Source organism: Cobetia sp. PS-4MA (genome assembly GCF_057670765.1).
The window spans coordinates 1,829,696-1,848,043 of the sequence record NZ_CM173107.1 but is presented as its reverse complement, the minus strand read 5'-3'; the positions used below and the strand labels follow the sequence as shown (position 1 = coordinate 1,848,043).

Below are 18,348 nucleotides of genomic sequence, written 5' to 3'. Positions count from 1 at the left end.
GCCATGATAACGCCTGACTCCGACGGACGCACGGGAGGCGTGAAGCCTGGCGCCATGCCAGCAGTCACGCCTCCTCCTCAGGGGTAGCCGTCGTCGTCGCCAGGAAGTGCCTTGCCATCTGCTGCTGCCACTCGCCGTCTTCGGCATGCAGGTAGCGAGAGGTGGTATCCAGCCGTGAGTGTCTGGCGGAGCGAGACAGGAAACGCAGCTCTAACCCGGCCTGTGCCTGGTGGGTAATGGCGGTGTGACGCAGCCAGTGCGGGCTTGCCTGGTCGAGCGTGCGTGCCATCAGCTCGCTGGCGTCGCCGGGGCGCTCCGTTCGCTGGCGCATGTCGTGGGCGGCCTGGGTAAACGTCTGCTTGATCAACCGGTAGAGCTGATTGTCGCCCAGAGGGGTCGTGCCATCCAACCGCGCGAGCAGAGGCAGTGACTCATCAGCGGGCAGTGCCTGTGGCAAGTCACTCAGTCCACGCAGGCGTCGCCAGCGCACCAGGGCCTCGAGCATCGGGGGCGGCAGCGGGATCTCGGCCAGCTTGGCGCCCTTGCCTATCACTCGCCACCACCACTGGCCTTCCCGCTTGATGATATCCCCCATTCTCGCGGCGGCCATCTCGGCGATACGCGGCGCCATCAGGTAGGCAAACGCGAACAGAAACCGCTGGCGCTCCGCGATGAATCGCTCCCGCGACACCTCGCGCTCGAGGGAGGCACTGCCGGCTGTCGGTACGTGACAACGCACCTCATCACAGCGCGCCTCGATACGCCCCCACAACCAATCCCATAGCGGACGCTCCAGATAGCGCTCGATGCGCAGCGTGCGATTGTCCATGCGCCGCTTGTCGCGCATCAGCCGGAAAGGATTGCGCGCCAGATAGCCGGCCTCGATCAACCAGGCATAAAGCCCCTGCAGGATCACCAGACTCTGGCGACGGCTGGCCGGAGCCAGCGGCCCGCGAAAGGGTCGCCACTCGGGGTGCCTGCGGGCACGCACACTGCCAATCCAGACCTCCGCTGGCTGAGGATTGGCCAGAAAGGCCTCGAAGTGCTCGAGCCGCTCACGATCCAGACTTGCCAGGGCGGCGTCTCTCCCCTGCTCACCTTCCGCCCTGAGCCACAGAAGCAGACGCTCTGCTTCCTTGCGATAGGCGCGCAGGGTCTGCGGGCTGTGGCGATATTCATTGAGCCACGCCGCCACGGCTTCAATGTCCGTCTGCGCCTTGATGAGTGCAGCGTCGCCACTCTGCGTGACGGCTGCAGTGCTGGTGGTATTGGCCAGCTCGCCCTCAAGGCGCCCGATCAACGCGGTCATGCCACCGTGTGCGCCCTTCTCCACTGTCTCGACTCCTGTCGCGTTGCCTGGGGGCTGATTGTGACGTTACGGCCATGATAATTCAAGATAAGGCGCGTAATCATGAATTACTACCACCAAGGGTAACGTAAATTACGTATTACGTAATATGTAATTATCTTTATTCCAAGCAGACGAGTCGCTACAATGACGCTAAGCGGCCAGAAGTCTGCCTAAAGGGGAGCCCGCGAGAGCACAGGGAAGATTTCTTGTGCATATCACGCAGAATCCTGACCAATGGAGTGGTAGTGAACGTCACTTCGTGGCGTAATGGCCGCTGAGCATCAACTTCAGAATACGGACGGAGATTCCCATGGCGCGCATTGGCGTCCAGTACGAGGATGTACAACGAGCGATAGAATCCTTGATGGCACGTGGTGAAGCGCCCAGCGTGCAGAAGATTCGGGAAGTGCTGGGGACCGGCAGCTTCACCACCATCAGCGATCATCTGCGCGAATGGCGCCAACGTCGCGCCGAGAAACGTGATGAGCCTCTGACCCAGGCGATGCCGGATAGTCTGACGGAGACACTGGCCACGGTATGGAGTGAAGCCCAGTCTCTGGCCAACGAGAGCCTGGCGCACTATCGGCAGGAAGCTGACCGCCAGGCCGAGTCAGCCCGTGAGGCCGAGGCACAGTCACAGCGGCGCGCAGAGGATGCGGAGCAGCGGCTCAGTGCACTCACGGAGCAACTGGCGGGAGTACAGGCGCGTCTCGAGGAGCGCGTGCAGACACTGGCGACCTTGACCAGTGAGCGCGAACAATGGCAGCAATTGCAGGAGAAGCTCGAGAAGCGCCTGACGCTTGCCCAGGAAGATGTCACCGCACTCGAGCGGACACGCGAGCATGACCATGAGCGCCATCAGCAGCTGGTGCAGCAACAGGAAAGCGAATTCAAGGAGCGCCTGGCGCAGGAAGAGTCTCGTCACGAGGCCAGTGAGACGCGCCTGATGAAGCTGCTCGATGATGCGCGCCTGGAGAAGCAGGAGCTGGACAAGCAGCATCGCCGCCGCCACGAGCAGCTCGAGAAGCGCGTGGAACGCCTGGATGCCCAGACGGCGGAGCAGCGGAAGTTGCTTCAGGAAGAGGAACGTCGTCGCTTCGAGGAAACCACGCTACGACAGCAGCGCGATGTGGAGCTCAAGGATCTGCGCTCTCAGCTGGAGCAGTCCATGGCGGAACAATCTCGTCTGGAGGCACAGCTGAGCCAGATCACGCATGAAAACAAGTTGCTCAAGGAGCGCCTGGCCTTCGCGCCGCTTCCTCCCTTTGTGTGTTGATGTTCCTGCAACGTCTGCTGAGGTTGCTGCAACACTCACACCAATGAAAGACGCCACCCTCAGGGGTGGCGTTTCGCTTGGAGGATGGCGCGTTCCCGCACCTCAGGACTTACGTCATACCATGCTCACCGCTGTCGAGAAATCTACAGCAGTTCTTCCGCCACCAGTGCCAGACGCGAACGCTCGACACACTTGAGCGTGACGTGACCGGCATGCGGCCAATTGGCGAAGCGTTGCACTGCCACCGCGAGACCACAGGTATTGGCCGTCAGATAGGGCGTATCGATCTGCCCGACATTGCCCAGCAGCACGACCTTGGTGTTGGCACCAGCCCGGGTCAACAGCCCTTTCAATTGTTTCGGTGTCAGGTTCTGGGCTTCATCGATGATCAGGAAGGTATCGCTGAGGGTTCGCCCACGCATGAAGGACGGCGAGCGTATCTGGACACGGTTGCCAATCCAGGCACGGGTGGCCTCCTCGTTCCACGCGCTGGTGCCTTCGCCTTCCTTGCGCAGCAGATTGTCCATGTTGTCGTGGAAGGCGCCCATCCACGGCGACATCTTCTCTTCCTCGGTCCCGGGGAGAAAGCCGATCTCTTCCCCCATGGCGATCGGCGCGCGCGTGAAGATGATACGTTCGAAGCGTTTCTTCTCCAGAGTCTGCTCAAATGCCGCCGCCAGGGTCATGTAGGTCTTGCCTGTCCCGGCACTCCCGGCAATCGAGACCATGTCGACGCTCTCATCCATCAACAGATTGAGCGCGAAATTCTGGCGACTGTCATGGGCATTGACGCCCCAGGCGCTACGCTCGTTGCGGAAATCCTGCAATACCTCAAGGCAGGCGTGATCATTGTCCAGCTCGCGCACGATGGCCTCGAAGCTGGCACCACGATCACAATCCGCGATCAACATTCCCGGATACCAGTCCTTGGGCATCTGGCCGGCGAGGGTGTAGAAGGTGCGATGATTCTCGCGACTGACGGTGACATCCACCTGCAGATCATCCCACACGCCCTGACCGTCAGGCCCAGCCTCGTGATAAAGCTTCACGCCCTCGATCATGGCATCGCTGTCACTGAAGGCGCGATCCGTCAGATAGTCCTCGACGGCCATGCCCAGTGCCGCTGCCTTGATGCGCAGATTGATGTCCTTGGTCACCAGGATGACGGATGCATCCTGACTGCGCGCCGCGAGACTGCGTGTCTCGGCAAGAATGCGGTTGTCGGCGCTTGCCTCGCTCTGATCGATGCTGCCGGAGAGAAAATGAAGATTGCCGGCGCCATTCAACGAGCCCGGCAGTGGAATACCGCGCAGAATCTCCTGTGGTGTGATGTCGGCGGTGAGATCAGACAGGGTGCGACTGATCTGGCGAGCAGTGTGGGCAATTTCCTTGTGGCCATTCTTGTGCTTGTCCAGCTCCTCCAGCACCGTCATCGGAATGACGACATCGTGCTCGTCAAACTGGAAGATGGCGGAGGGGTCGTGTATCAGCACGTTGGTATCGAGGACGTACAGACGACGGGACTGCTTCTCGACTCTTACCATTGGCGACATGCCTTCCGTTGGGGTGTGCCCTTTGAAGCTATCACGCTGAATATGTCGAGGATGTTTCAATTTGGCGCTCGATTTCACGCACAGGGTGCTGACAGGTCACGCAACGCAGGCGCATAATCTGTCCCCGGCTCTGCTGGCCGCACTCTCATCTGCTGTTCGTCACGGCCATGTTGCCGGCCTTCCTGCCGAGCATCTCGTGCAGCCATAAGCACGCAGCCACTGGACTCTCTGCACTTTTCATTTGCCAGATTTCATTTGCCAGACATCCCCTGCCGCAGATCGTCAGACAACCGCGTCGCCAGGAGCGCTGCGGAAGGACAGATGAAAAAAACCGCCCCTGACGATGTCAGGGGCGGTTTTTCATTGGCGGGTGCGCAATGTCACGGGTCTCGATCGTTCAGACCCCGAAGCATCAGGCAGTGACGCTTTCGCGACGGCGACGGCGCACCTGCAACCAGCCGATCAACCACAACAGCACGATGGCTGGCAGCATCGCGATTTCCTTCGGTGGACGTTCAGCGGTCTGCTGGATGCCATCGATGGTGAAATCGAAATCGATACCGGCCTGCTGTGCCACGCTACCGTATTCCACCATGCTGACCAGCACCTGCTTGTCGCTGATATCCAGCGTCAGACCGACATCGCTCAGGCGCGCTTCGCCACTGTCGGCATCCGACACCGGCAGCAGCACGGTCTTGGAGACCTCATCGCCATCCAGATTGATGCCTGACACATGAATCGGCAGCTTGCTGTCGACCGGTGCCTCCTCCATCAGGGTCTCGATCTGCTGCGGAGCCGCCATGATGACTGGCGGATAGACCATGTCCCACCAATAGCCCGGACGGAACAACGTGAAGGTGATCAGCAGAAGACCGATGGTCTCGTACCAGCGGGTACGCGTCAGCCAATAACCTTGCGTGGCCGCCGCGAAGACCAGCATCGCCGCGACCGCCGAGGCGATGGTGATCGCCAGATGCCAGTAGCTATCGATGTTCATCAGCAACAGGTTGGTGTTGAAGATGAACATGAAGGGCAGGATCGCGGTGCGGATGTCATAGGTGAAGCCCTGGATACCGGTCTTGATCGGGTCTGACTTGGCGATGGCCGCCGCCGCGAAGGCGGCCAGACCCACCGGTGGCGTGTCATCTGCCAGTATCCCGAAGTAGAACACGAACAGGTGCACGGCGATCAGCGGCACGATCAGGCCATTCTCGGCGCCCAGATTGACGATGACCGGCGCCATCAGCGTGGAGACCACGATGTAGTTGGCCGTGGTGGGAAGCCCCATGCCCAGAATCAGACTGATCACGGCAGTGAAGATCAGGATCAGCATCAGGTTGCCTGCCGAGATGAACTCGACGAATGCCGTCATCTTGAGCCCGAGCCCGGTCAGGGTCACGGTACCGACCACGATACCGGCCGCCGCCGTGGCGACACCGATCCCGATCATGTTCTTGGCACCGATGACCAGACCATGGAACAGGTCCTCACCGCCACGCTGGGTTGCCCCCCCCAGATTGCCTTCCTTGCGGAAGATCGCGACCAATGGGCGCTGGGTCACGGTGATGAAAATCATGAACAGCACCGCCCAGAAGGCGGAAAGCCCCGGCGACATGCGCTCGACGGTCAGACACCACACCAGCACCACGACCGGCAGCAGGAAATAGAGACCGACCTTGACCGTCGGACCCACCGGCGGCAATTCATCGATGTCCCCTTCCTCCAGCGGAGGGAAGCAGGCGGAATAGGCGATCAGGCCGACATAGGACGCCAGCAGCAGCGGCAGCACGATATAGACCGCACCATCACCCGCCAGACCCTTGATCCAGCCGATACCGTAATAGACCACCAGCGTGAGCACGCCCATGCCGATGAAGACGGTCAGGAAGGTCAGCATCGAAGCCATCAGGCTGGTCTTGTGCGTCCGCTTGAGGCCTTCCATGCCGGCCTTGCACGCTTCCAGGTGCACGATGTAGATCAGCGCGATATAGGAGATCAGTGCAGGCAACAAGGCATGCTTGATGACATCCAGATAGGGAATGCCGACATATTCCACCATCAGGAAGGCGGCAGCACCCATGATCGGAGGTGTCAGCTGGCCGTTGGTGGAGGCTGCCACCTCGACGGCGCCTGCCTTGGTGCCAGGGAAGCCGACCTTCTTCATCAACGGGATGGTGAAGGTCCCGGTGGTCACGACGTTGGCGATGGAAGAGCCGGAAATGATCCCCGACAAGCCAGACGCCACCACGGCAGCCTTGGCCGGTCCGCCGCGCATGTGACCGAGCATCGAGAAGGCCATGCGGATGAAGTAGTTGCCGGCACCGGCGCGTTCAAGCAAGGCACCGAACAGCACGAACAGGAAGACGAAGTCGGTGGAGACACCCAGCGCCACACCGAAGACCCCTTCCGTGGTCAGCCACTGATGCCCCAGAAGCTTGTTGAGACTGGCCCCGGCATGCGCGATGACATCGGGCATGTAGGCGCCAAACAGACTGTAGAGCAGGAAGACGGTGGCGACGACCGCAAGCGGCGGCCCGAGCGCGCGACGGGTCGCTTCCAGCAGCAACAGGAGGCCGATGCCCGAGAACACGAGGTCCGTCGTGGTATAGGCACCCGCTCGTCGCGCCAGTTCGTCACTGAAGATGAGCACGTAGGCCACGCCCGCCACGGCGAATATCGCCAACGCCCAGTCATACAGAGGAATACGATTGGCGGGCGCGCCCTTGTAAGCGGGATAGGCCACGAACGCCAGCGAGATGGCGAAGCAGAGATGGACGGCTCGCGCGGTGTCGGAGTTCAGCAGCGACAAGGGCGAGGCGTGATAGAGCTGGAAAAGAGACCAGGCAAGCGGGATCAGCCACATGAAATGGCGCCCCACGAAGCCTTCCGGATGACGCCCGCCGACCTCCGATTCGAGCATCTTCTGCACTTCTGCATCATGATCCGTCTCGGCGCCAGGCGCAGAGGACGGCGGTGAAGATTTAGTTTTGGTCATTTTTTATGATCCGATCAACGCGAGTCAGGCGATGGCTGGCAGGCATCATCAGGAAACGGCATCTACGTCTACCCGCCATGTTCCCGACCCAGGATGACGCTGCACAGCCACATGCTTATCAAGCAGGTTACATCTTCAGTATGTCCGGCCTGACGGATGTTTCCATTAATTGGCTGAATCAGGACGATATTTCCTGACTCAGCGCCGAGCGACGCTCGGGGTACCACCTTTCCCACCTGCTCACCGCTCAGACCGACAGGGATGGATCATGCGCCTTGCTGCATCACCAGACCCGCCGGCGGCAGCCATCCATTGGCCATGCAGGAGCTGCGACTCATGAGGACGACGAGTCACGAAGGTGAGGTCTCTACAACGGTTCCTGCACAAGCACGGAGACCGCAACATGTGCGGTCTCCGTGGTGAAGCCTGGTCAGCCTGCGACAGGCAAGCGAGTCAACCGCATCACTCGCTCAGCAGGCCCGCTTCCTTGTAGTACTGCTTGGCGCCATCGTGCAGCGGAGCTGTCAGCGATGCACTGACCATCTCTTCCTTGTTCAGCACCTGGAAGGCCGGGTGCAGACGCTGGAACTGATCGAAGTTGTCGAACACGGCCTTGACCACCTCATAGGCGACACGATCTTCCACTTCGGTGCTGGACACGATGGTGGCGCGCACCCCGAAGGTGGTGACGTCGTCATCGTTGCCGCGATACATGCCGCCCGGGATGGTGGCGACCGAGAAGTACGGCTTCTCGTCGACCAGCTTGGTGACCGCGTCGCCGGTGACGTTGACCAGAGTCGCGTCACAGGTGGTAGTAGCTTCCTTGATGGAACCGGACGGGTGACCCACGACATAGACGTAGCCGTCGATCTTGTTGTCGCACAGCGCGGAGGACATCTCAGAAGCCTTGAGCTCGGATGCCACCGAGTAGACGCTGGTGTCCTTGTCCTGGGAAGACAGCAGGGTGTCGATGGTGGAGCGCTGACCGGAACCCGGGTTGCCGATGTTCATGCGCTTGCCTTCCAGCTGATCGAACTCGGTCACGCCACTGTCCTTGCGGGCAACGACGGTGAACGGTTCCGGGTGCAGGGAGAACAGGGAGCGCAGTTCCTTGTTGGGGCCGAAGTCCGCGAAGTCACCCTCGCCTTCATAGGCGTTGTAGTGGGCATCTGACTGAGCGACGCCCATGTCCAGCTCACCGGTACGAATGCTGTTCAGGTTGTAGCCTGAACCACCCGTGGACTCGACGCTGCAACGAATGCCGTGTTCCGCCTTGCCACGATTCACGAGGCGGCAGATGGCACCACCGGCCGGATAGTAGACGCCGGTGACACCGCCGGTGCCGATGGTCACGAAGGTCTGCTCCGCGGCGCTGGCGCCACCGGAGATCCCCATCAGGCCAAGACCTGCGGTCGCGACCGCCGCTGTCAACGACTTCTTGATCATGGTCATCTTGAAACTCCCTTTGCTGGCTTGTTATTGGTGTTGCCGTCTTGCATCCCGGCTGAACACTGCGAAGGAGACAACCTGATCACCGCATTGCATGACAAGGTTGATATTTCAGCAACTTGTGGATGCTCGACGCTGAGATGAGATTAGCATAGCTGATGTCTCTGGTACGTAACGGAAAAGCTTTATGCTACGAAAGGTGTATGCGCTGGCAAGATCATGTGGTGACCTGAACTGGCAGACAAGAAATTCACTGGTCAAGCGCCCTTCGCGCATAAAAAAACGCCCCGCGGTGATGCCGCGAGGCGTTTTTTCAAGCTGGCGATCGCTGACGAGTGTCAACGAATGGTAACGCTGCCCATGGAATAGCCCAGAGCTTCCTCACCGTCGCCTGCATGGGGCGTCAAGTGCGGGTCACGCTGCGCATGGTCACGAATTCTTCGGCAGCGGTCGGGTGGATACCGACCGTCAGGTCGAAGTCGGTCTTGGTCAAGCCAGCACGTACGGCAATGCCGATGCCCTGCATGATCTCCCCTGCCTCATCCCCCACCATGTGGACGCCGACGACCTTGTCGGTTGCATCATCGACGATCAGCTTCATCAGACTGCGCTCGTCACTGCCGGACAGCGTGTGCTTCATCGGGCGGAAATCGGCGGTGTAGACACGGATGCTGTCGAACTTCTCGCGCGCCGCTTCCTCGCTGAGGCCGACGGTGCCGATGTTGGGGTGACAGAACACGGCCGTCGCGATGGTGTCGTAATCCAGGCCACCGACCACGCCATCACCGAAGTGTGCGCGAACCAGATGCATGGCCTCTTCCAGCGCGACCGGCGTGAGTTCCGGCCCGCCGGTGATGTCACCGAGTGCCAGGATGGAAGGCGTGGTGGTCTCGAAGCGCTCATTGACGCGCACGGTACCGTCGGCATTCAGCTCGACATCGACATTCTCGAGACCGAGACCATCGATGTTCGGCTTGCGACCGGTCGCGGCGAGAATGCAGTCGACTTCCAGCACCTGGCCATCGCTGAGGCTGACCTGATAGACATCGCCCTGCTTGTCGATGGACTGCACGGTGGTGTTGAAGTGCAGGTTGACGCCCTTCTTGGCCATCTCGTCACGCGTGAAGGCACGCACTTCATCGTCAAAGCCCCGCAGGAACAGCTCGCCGCGATAGCTCAGATGCGCCTCGGCTCCCAGGCCATTGAAGATGCTGGCGAACTCGACGGCGATGTAGCCGCCGCCAATGACGAAGAAGCGCTTGGGGAACTGCTCGAGATCGAAGATGCGGTTGGAGTCCAGCGCATGCTCACGGCCCGGGAAGTCCGGCAGGAAAGGCCAGCCACCGGTGGCCACCAGAATCTTCGCGGCGGTATAGCGCTTGCCGTTGACTTCGACGGTGTTGGCATCGGCGATCGTGGCACGGCCGTCGATCAGCGTGGTGCCGGAGTTGTTGAGCATGTTGCGGTAGATGCCGTTCAGGCGCGTGATCTCGGCGGTCTTGCGATCTCGCAGAGTGGCCCAGTCAAACCGGGGAGCCTCGCCGATGTTCCAACCGAAACCTGCGCTGTCCTTGAAGGAATCATGGTAGTGAGCCGCATAGGAGTAGAGCTTCTTCGGCACGCAACCCACGTTGACGCAGGTGCCGCCGAGATAGCGATCTTCCGCGACGGCAACGCGTGCACCGGTGGCTGCGGCAGTACGCGCTGCACGCACACCGCCGGAACCGGCGCCAATGACGAACAGGTCGAAGTCAAACTGGCCTGTCACAGGCTGTTGGGTCTGATCGGACACGGGAATCTCCTTGATGAATTGGCCACATGGTATCAGGAGTCATGCCCCTCGGCAGCCCCATGACGTGGGCCGCGGTCATCCGCCATCGTGACTGCTGGTTGACCCTGCAGGTCATCGCGCGGTAAAAATACCAATGATGTTAGACAAAAGTTACAACATGCGCCGCTCACGATGGCCTGCGATGTTGACGTATTGCATTGCAGAGGGCCTGGCGGCGGCAAGCATGTCTGTACAACATCTTCCCCTGCCCCGTCATCCTGATAAGTGGTCCCCTCGCCATGAGCAATATTGAAAAGCTGTTGGAGCAGAACAAGGTCTGGGCCAAGTCCATGACCGAGCGCGATCCTGACTTCTTCAAGCGACTCTCCGACCAGCAGAATCCGGACTATCTGTGGATCGGCTGTTCCGACTCACGCGTCCCCGCCAACCAGATCATCGACCTCCCGCCGGGTGAAGTCTTCGTTCACCGCAACGTCGCCAACCTGATTCACTACAACGATATGAATGCGTTGTCAGTGATCCAGTACGCCGTGGATGTCCTCAAGGTCGAGCACATCATGATCGTCGGCCATTACGGTTGTGGTGGTGTACGCGCTGCCATCACCGGCGGGGACAACGGCATGGTGGACTATTGGCTGCACAGTCTGCGCGAGCTCTACAACCTGCATCACGCCGAGCTCAAGGACTTGCCGTTGGACGAACAGGTCGACCGCATGTGTGAGCTGAATGCGCGTTCTCAGGTACAGAACCTGGCGCGTACCAAGATCCTCCAGCGTGCCTGGGAGCGCGGTCAGAATCTGCAGATCCACGGTTGGGTCTATGGCCTCTCGGATGGTCGCGTCAACAACCTGGAGTGCACCATCAGCGGTCTCTCCCAGGTGCCGAACCTCTATCGGGTTGACCGCCTGACGCCTGTCGCCGGCAGCAATGAGTAAGTGAAATGAGTAAGTGAGCAGGCGCACCCTGCTCTGCCTCCACGCCTGAGGCTTCTCGGCTCGCCAGCGGTGCGCCACCACACGCCTTCCTTTCGGGAGGCGTGTCACGTTGCAGCGTTGATTTCGGGTGTATGACGCCCGCGAGACTGCGCACAACGACTAGACCTTAGTCGCGAATCAAGCCTCGCACCAGAACGGTGCACCTCATCGTTTCCTTCCAGGCAATCTCGGATTCCTCGTCCGGGAACACCGCCTCGTCAAGAATTTCCCCGCCGTCATCTCCGCAAGACAGGCTCCGTCGTCTGCCCGACTCGCGAGAGGACACGATGGCGTGGCTCTCTTGCCACCTTTCGATGAGCAAGGATGCATATCGCCATCAAGCCATTGAATTGAATAAGAATATCCCTTCAACCGCCTTTGTCGGAATGCTATCACCAGTCACGCTTTCCCCACGTGACACAGGCAAGAGACTTAACCAACCGTCCTGAACGACACTTGCCATCGTCCAACGAACGCCATGCAAGACGCCCTTGCCTCGTGATGCACCAGCAACGTGTGTGTTGCGCTTTTGTCGACACCGCTATTCACGGCCTGAATCTGGCTAGTCAACATTTCGATTGTCTCTGTGCGGCGTGTCTCACTACTGTGAAAGCGCATCCTTGCGTGTCGCCCTGAGGGAGACAATGCGAAGAGAGCCACAAGAACAACCAAACATCACAAGCAAAGGGAAGCTCATGACCCGTCAGAATGCCTTCCAGTCCCTCTTCCAAAAGAAGACCCTGTGCGCGCTGATCGGCAGCGCGACATTGGCCATGGCGACACCAGCCCTGGCCGAAGATGTCACCTTGCGCATGGCCTACGACGCAGACCCGGTCACGCTCGATATCCACGAGCAACTCTCCGGCGGCACTCTGCAGCTGTCGCACATGGTCTATGACCCGCTGATTCGCTGGAACAAGGATCTGGGCTTCGATGGCCGTCTGGCCAAGAGCTGGGAGCGTGTCGATGACAACACCATGCGTTTCCATCTGCGCGAAGGCGTCAAGTTCCATTCCGGCAATGACTTCTCCGCCAAGGATGTGGTCTGGACCATCGAGCGCCTCAAGAAGAGTGCTGACTTCAAGGCCATCTTCGCACCGTTCACTGACGTCAAGGCAGTGGATGACTACACCGTGGATCTGGTGACCGACAAGCCCTTCCCGCTGGTGCTGAATGCCGCCACCTACATCTTCCCGATGGACAGCAAGTTCTATTCCGGCGAGACCGAAGACGGCAAGGCCAAGGATGAGATCGCCAAGGCCGCCAACACCTTCGCCTCACGCAACGAGTCCGGTACCGGCCCCTACAAGGTCACTGACCGTCAGCAGGGCGTGAAGATCAGCTTCGAGCGCTTCGAGGATTACTGGGATACCGAATCCCCGGGCAATGTCGACGACATCGTGCTGACGCCGATCAAGGAAAACGCCACCCGTGTCGCGGCGCTGCTCTCCGGCGACATGGACTTCATCGCGCCGGTACCGCCGACCGACCTGGAGCGCATCCGCAAGCAGGATGGCGTGCACCTGGTCGAGATGGGCGGCACCCGCATCATCACCTTCCAGATGAACCAGGAACGTGTCGAAGCCTTCAAGGACAAGCGTGTCCGCCAGGCGGTCAACTACGCCATCAATCAGGAAGGTATCGCCCAGAAGCTGATGAAGGGCTTCGCGACCCCCGCTGCCCAGATGTCGCCGGATGGTTATCAGGGCCACAATCCTGAGCTGACACCGCGCTATGACGTGGCCAAGGCCAAGGAGCTGATGAAGGAAGCCGGTTACGAGGATGGCTTCAAGATCAGCATGATGGCGCCCAACAACCGCTATGTGAACGACGCCAAGATCGCTCAGGCCGTCGCCTCGATGCTGGCCAAGATCAACATCACGGTAGACCTCAAGACCCTGCCCAAGGCCCAGTACTGGCCGGAATATGATGCACGTGCGGCCGACATGATGATGATCGGCTGGCACTCGGATACCGAAGACAGCGCCAACTTCTTCGAATTCCTGACCTTCTGCCCGGATGCCGACAGCGGTGTCGGTCAGTACAATTCCGGCAACTACTGCAACCCGGACGTCGACAAGATGGTCACCGAGGCCAACCTGGAGACCGACACCGAGAAGCGCGCCAAGATGTTGCAGGCTGCCGAGAAAGCCGTCTACGACGATGCCGGCTTCGTGCCGCTGCACTGGCAGAACCTTGCCTGGGGCGCGCGTGATGGCGTCAACATCGAGCCGGTCCTCAACGTGATGAACTTCCCGTACCTGGGTGATCTGGTCATCGACCAGGACTGATCCCACGCCGTGAGTGAGCGACAGGCACTGGACCGTCTTGCATCGTCCAGTGCCATGTTCCTGGCCACGCACCCCTCGCGACAGGCAAGTCAGGCAACCGGAGATAGGCAACGTGAGCTCTCTGGTTGCCCTGCTTGGCTGAAGGCGACGACTTACCCCCGCCTGTTCCTTCCCCTAGGTCATCGCCTCTCGGTGATGGGTTGGGGAGCCTGTGCCCGATGACAGGCCAGCGACAGGCGGGACTCCTGACACCCAGCGCGATTGGCCAGCCAGACCAGGCCGCCGCGCGCGATACCGTGATGTTCACGAGGAAGGTGGCGATCCATGATTGCCTTTCTGATCAAACGCCTGATGCACGCCGTACTGGTCATGTTCGTGATCAGCATCATCAGCTTCGCCATTCAGGACAACCTGGGCGACCCGCTGCGCGAGATGACCGGCCAGGCCGTGTCAGAAGCCCAGCGTGAAGTCATGCGCGATGAAATGGGGCTCAACGACCCCTTCATCACCCAATATCTGCGTTTTGCCGGCAATGCCCTGCAAGGGGATCTCGGCACCTCGTATTTCTACAAGCAGCCAGCGACCGAGGTGATACTCAAGCACCTGCCCGCCACGCTGGAACTGGTGATGGCCTCGAGCCTGATCATCATCCTGCTCTCTGCCCCCATCGGCGTGTTCGCGGCGATCCGCCCACGCAACTGGCTGTCACGCCTGTTCATGGGCACCTCGATCATCGGAATCTCGGTGCCGGTGTTCCTGACGGCCATCGTGTTGATCCAGCTGTTCGCGATCGGCGTCACGGTGGACTGGTTCCCCGATGATACCACCTGGGGCAGTGTGCTGAACGGCATGCTCTCCACCGATGGCGGCATGCCCTCCTACGGGCGGGGTGAGCTGGTCCATGTGGCAGGCCCCTGGTCCAGCGGCTTCTTCACCGCCGATGGCCTCTGGCATCTGGTACTGCCGGCCATCTCGCTGGCCTCGATCATGCTGCCGCTGTTCATCCGCCTGATTCGCGCCGAGATGATGGAGGTCCTGCAGTCGGACTACATCAAGTTCGCGCGTGCCAAGGGGATCGGCCTCAAGCGCATCTACTTCCTGCATGCGCTGAAGAACACCATGCTGCCGGTGATCACCGTCGGCGGCGTGCAGATCGGCACCATGGTGGCCTACACCATCCTGACCGAGACCGTCTTCCAGTGGCCGGGCATGGGCCTGATGTTCCTCGAGGCCATCACCCGCTCCGACATTCCGCTGATCGTGGCCTACCTGATGATGGTCGGCGTGATCTTCGTGATCACCAATACGCTCGTCGACCTGATCTACGGTCTGGTCAACCCCACCGTCAAGCTTGCGGGGAAATCGGCATGAGCCATTCCACTTCCGAGACCCATACGCCCGTCACTCCTAAGACCAGCTCCATCGCGGTGCCCGGACGCTGGCAGCGCTTCCGTGAGTCCTATCTGGTCTACAGCTTCAAGCGTGACTGGATGGCCCAGGCCTGCCTGCTGGTCTTCATCGCCATGGTGCTCGGGGCCTTTCTCGCCCCGTGGATCGCCCCGGCGGACCCCTATGACCTGGCCACCATCGACATCATGAACTCGGAGCTTCCGCCGGCGTGGATGGCGGGTGGTGATCCGGCCTTCCTGCTGGGCACCGATGCCCAGGGGCGAGATCTGCTCTCCACCATTCTGTACGGCACGCGCGTGTCGCTGCTGATCGGCTTCGGTGCCGTGATTCTGCAGGCGTTGCTCGGCGTGACCTTCGGGCTGCTGGCGGGCTATCTGGGGGGACGTGTCGATGCCTTCCTGATGCGCATGGCCGATATCCAGCTGTCGTTCTCGACCCTGATGGTGGCCATCGTGGTGGGTGCCATCATCAAGGCGACCTTTGGTGGCGCCGCCTTCTCGGACTATGCGCTGATCCTGCTGATCCTGATCATCGGGCTGGCGGAATGGCCCCAGTATGCGCGTACCGTCAGGGCGTCCGTGCTGGCGGAGAAGAGCAAGGAATATGTCGATGCCGCACGGGTGATGGGCTTACGTTCCCGCCGCATCATGTTCCGCCACATTCTTCCCAATACCCTGTCGCCGATCTTCGTCATCTCCACCGTGCAGATCGCCAACGCGATCATCTCGGAGGCGGCGCTGTCCTTCCTCGGCCTCGGCATGCCGGAAACCCAGCCGTCACTGGGCTCACTGATCAAATCCGGCTTCGACTATCTGCAGTCAGGCAGCTGGTGGATCACGCTGATTCCCGGTGGCGTGCTGATTCTGCTGGTACTGGTGATCAATCTGCTGGGCGACTGGCTGCGTGACGTGATGAACCCCCGCCTCTACAAGGGCTGAAGCCGCGAGGAATCAAGACAATGGCATTACTTGAAGTCAACCACCTCGATGTCCGCTTCGCCATGCGAGGCGGCGAGGTCCGCGCCCTGCGCGACGTCAGTTTCACGCTGGAACGTGGCGAACGCCTGGGCATCGTGGGCGAGTCGGGGGCCGGCAAGTCGGTCGCCGCCTTCACCATCCTGAATCTGATCGCCAAGCCCGGCTACATCGCCGGCGGCGAGATCAAATTCGATGGCGAAGTGCTCAACACCATGAAGCCCAAGGCGATGCAATCGATTCGCGGCAATCGCATCTCGATGATCTTCCAGGACCCGATGATGACGCTGAATCCGGTGCTGACCATCGGCGAACAGATGATCGAGTGCTTGAAGGCGCACCGCCGCATCTCCAGCAAGGATGCGCGCGCCATCGCCCTGCACAAGCTCAATCAGGTCTTCATTCCCTCACCGGAAAAGCGTCTTGATCAGTACCCGCACGAGCTGTCCGGTGGCATGCGTCAGCGCATCATCATCGCCATCGCGTTGCTGCTGGACCCGGACATCATCGTCGCCGATGAGCCGACCACCGCACTGGATGTGACCATCCAGGCCGAGATCATGGAGCTGCTGTTGCTGCTGTGCGAGAAGCACAATGTCGGGCTGATCCTGATCACCCACGACCTGGGTGTCGTCAGCCAGGTGACCCAGCGCACCCTGGTGATGTATGCCGGCCGCGTGATCGAGCAGGGCCCGACCCGCGAGATCATCAATGATGCTCAGCACCCCTATACCCAGGGGCTGATCAACGCCCTGCCCCAGATGGCCACGCCCGGTAGTCGCCTGAATCAGATTCGCGGCTCGATGCCCACGCTGACCAAGATTCCGGCTGGCTGCGCCTTCAATCCGCGCTGTGATTTCGCGGCGGATGTCTGTCATGAGCAGGTGCCCGCCTTCGTGGCTTCCGGCAATTGCAAGGTGGCCTGTCACATGGTGCAGGCGATGGTGAAAGGAGAGTCGTGGACCCCGATCGTCACCGATGCCTCCCAGGCTCCCCGAACGGAGGTGAACGCATGAGTCAGGCCATTCTCACACCAGAGGAGCGTCTCGCCAGCGGGACAAGTGCCGCGCTCGGCGACACCCTGGTCGAGATCCGCGATCTCGAGAAACGTTTCTCGCTGTCCGGTGACTTCCTCGAACAGCTGACCTTCGAGAAGGGACGCCTGCGGCGCAAGCAGGAGTACGTGCATGCCATCAATGGCGTCACTCTCGACGTCAAGCGGGGCGAGGCTTTGTGTGTCGTCGGCGAGTCCGGCTGTGGCAAGTCGACGGTCGCACGTACCGTGATGGGGCTGCTCAAGCCCAGTAGCGGGGAGATACGGTTCGACGGGACACGTATCGATGACATGGCGCCCAGGGACCTGCTGCCCTATCGCCGTCGCATGCAGATGATCTTCCAGAACCCCTATGCGTCGCTCAATCCCCGCATGACCATCCAGCAGACGCTGGAGGAGCCGCTGCGCTTCCACCAGCCGACACTGAAGGATGGTGAGATCCGCGACAAGATCGAGGAAGTGATGCGCTCGGTGGGGATCGACCCGGATTGGGGCAAGCGCTATGCCCACGAGTTTTCCGGTGGCCAGCGCCAGCGCATCTCGATTGCCCGCGCACTGGCGGTGGATCCCGAGTTCATCGTCGCCGATGAGCCGATCTCGGCACTGGATGTCTCGATTCAGGCTCAGGTGCTCAATCTGATGATGGATGCGCAGGAACAGCGGGATCTGACCTACCTGTTCATCACCCATGATCTTGCCGTGGTAGAGCACTTCGGGACACGTGTCGCCGTGATGTACCTGGGGACCCTGTGTGAGCTGGCGGACACTCGCTCGCTGTTCGCTCGTCCCAGACACCCCTACACCCAGGCACTGATGTCGGCGATACCGCGCCTGCATGATGACAAGCCCAATCACATCCGCCTGGAGGGTGAGGTGCCGACCCCGGTGAATCTGCCATCGGGCTGTGTCTTCCATGGCCGCTGCCCGCATGCCAATGAACGCTGCCGTCGGGAGATCCCGCGCTTGATCGCCATCGAGGGTGGTCAGGTGGCCTGCCATGCCGTCGAGGAAGGCAGAATCGACTGAGCAGGACACCTGCCCAGATGCCACTCCGTGGTGAGTCGCCCCGTGCCTCAGGGCCCGGCCCTCGGGGCACGGATGGCGATTCCAAGGCAGCCGGCGCAAGCCGACTGCCTTGCCGTCTGATGACATGCCTGGCGTGGACTTTCGGGTAGACATCGACGGATCGACGATTGCATCCCACTCTCGGTCTAGGGCAACATCTCGCA

Annotated in this window: 12 protein-coding genes; 7 read left to right on the top strand and 5 right to left on the bottom strand. The window is 60.7% G+C overall.

Going from position 1 to position 18,348, the window contains the following annotated elements:
- Positions 1 to 64 precede the first annotated feature (64 nt).
- Entirely contained in the window at positions 65 to 1,333 is a 1,269-nt protein-coding gene (locus AC26AR_RS07875) for a tyrosine-type recombinase/integrase (RefSeq protein WP_488107800.1), read from the bottom strand.
- Positions 1,334 to 1,661: 328 nt separating this feature from the next.
- Between AC26AR_RS07875 and AC26AR_RS07870 the strand changes: the two genes are divergently transcribed.
- Positions 1,662 to 2,627, top strand: a complete 966-nt coding sequence (locus AC26AR_RS07870) for a DNA-binding protein (protein WP_488107799.1) — start codon at positions 1,662 to 1,664, stop codon at positions 2,625 to 2,627.
- A gap of 143 nt (positions 2,628 to 2,770) precedes the next feature.
- On the opposite strand, the gene AC26AR_RS07865 is transcribed toward AC26AR_RS07870, so the two are convergent.
- The 4 genes from AC26AR_RS07865 to gorA form a co-directional block, all read right to left on the bottom strand.
- Positions 2,771 to 4,171 carry a PhoH family protein gene (locus tag AC26AR_RS07865; protein WP_077376418.1) on the bottom strand — a complete coding sequence of 467 codons (1,401 nt, stop codon included), beginning with the start codon at positions 4,169 to 4,171 and terminating at the stop codon, positions 2,771 to 2,773.
- A 421-nt stretch (positions 4,172 to 4,592) separates the two neighbouring features.
- Positions 4,593 to 7,175 (bottom strand): TRAP transporter permease, encoded by a 2,583-nt coding sequence (locus AC26AR_RS07860; RefSeq protein ID WP_488107798.1) that lies wholly within the window; start codon positions 7,173 to 7,175, stop codon positions 4,593 to 4,595.
- A 462-nt stretch (positions 7,176 to 7,637) separates the two neighbouring features.
- Positions 7,638 to 8,621 (bottom strand): TAXI family TRAP transporter solute-binding subunit, encoded by a 984-nt coding sequence (locus AC26AR_RS07855; RefSeq protein ID WP_217622094.1) that lies wholly within the window; start codon positions 8,619 to 8,621, stop codon positions 7,638 to 7,640.
- Positions 8,622 to 9,027: 406 nt separating this feature from the next.
- Entirely contained in the window at positions 9,028 to 10,416 is a 1,389-nt protein-coding gene (gene gorA, locus AC26AR_RS07850) for a glutathione-disulfide reductase (protein WP_254696484.1), read from the bottom strand.
- Positions 10,417 to 10,694: 278 nt separating this feature from the next.
- Between gorA and can the strand changes: the two genes are divergently transcribed.
- From can to AC26AR_RS07820, 6 genes are all read left to right on the top strand, one after another.
- Complete coding sequence (can, locus tag AC26AR_RS07845; RefSeq protein WP_077376424.1) at positions 10,695 to 11,351, top strand: carbonate dehydratase; 657 nt, start codon at positions 10,695 to 10,697, stop codon at positions 11,349 to 11,351.
- Between the two features lie 734 nt (positions 11,352 to 12,085).
- Entirely contained in the window at positions 12,086 to 13,681 is a 1,596-nt protein-coding gene (locus tag AC26AR_RS07840; RefSeq protein WP_136937815.1) for an ABC transporter substrate-binding protein, read from the top strand.
- 324 nt (positions 13,682 to 14,005) lie between these two features.
- The gene (locus tag AC26AR_RS07835; RefSeq protein ID WP_488107797.1) at positions 14,006 to 15,052 is read left to right on the top strand and encodes an ABC transporter permease; all 1,047 of its coding nucleotides are present in this window, start codon (positions 14,006 to 14,008) and stop codon (positions 15,050 to 15,052) included.
- Entirely contained in the window at positions 15,049 to 16,029 is a 981-nt protein-coding gene (locus tag AC26AR_RS07830; RefSeq protein WP_404625542.1) for an ABC transporter permease, read from the top strand. The genes AC26AR_RS07835 and AC26AR_RS07830 overlap by 4 nt, the downstream gene beginning before the upstream one ends.
- Before the next feature lie 20 nt (positions 16,030 to 16,049).
- Entirely contained in the window at positions 16,050 to 17,081 is a 1,032-nt protein-coding gene (locus tag AC26AR_RS07825; RefSeq protein WP_136937816.1) for an ABC transporter ATP-binding protein, read from the top strand.
- The gene (locus AC26AR_RS07820) at positions 17,078 to 18,145 is read left to right on the top strand and encodes an ABC transporter ATP-binding protein (protein ID WP_488107796.1); all 1,068 of its coding nucleotides are present in this window, start codon (positions 17,078 to 17,080) and stop codon (positions 18,143 to 18,145) included. Before AC26AR_RS07825 ends, AC26AR_RS07820 begins: the two co-directional genes overlap by 4 nt.
- Positions 18,146 to 18,348 lie beyond the last annotated feature (203 nt).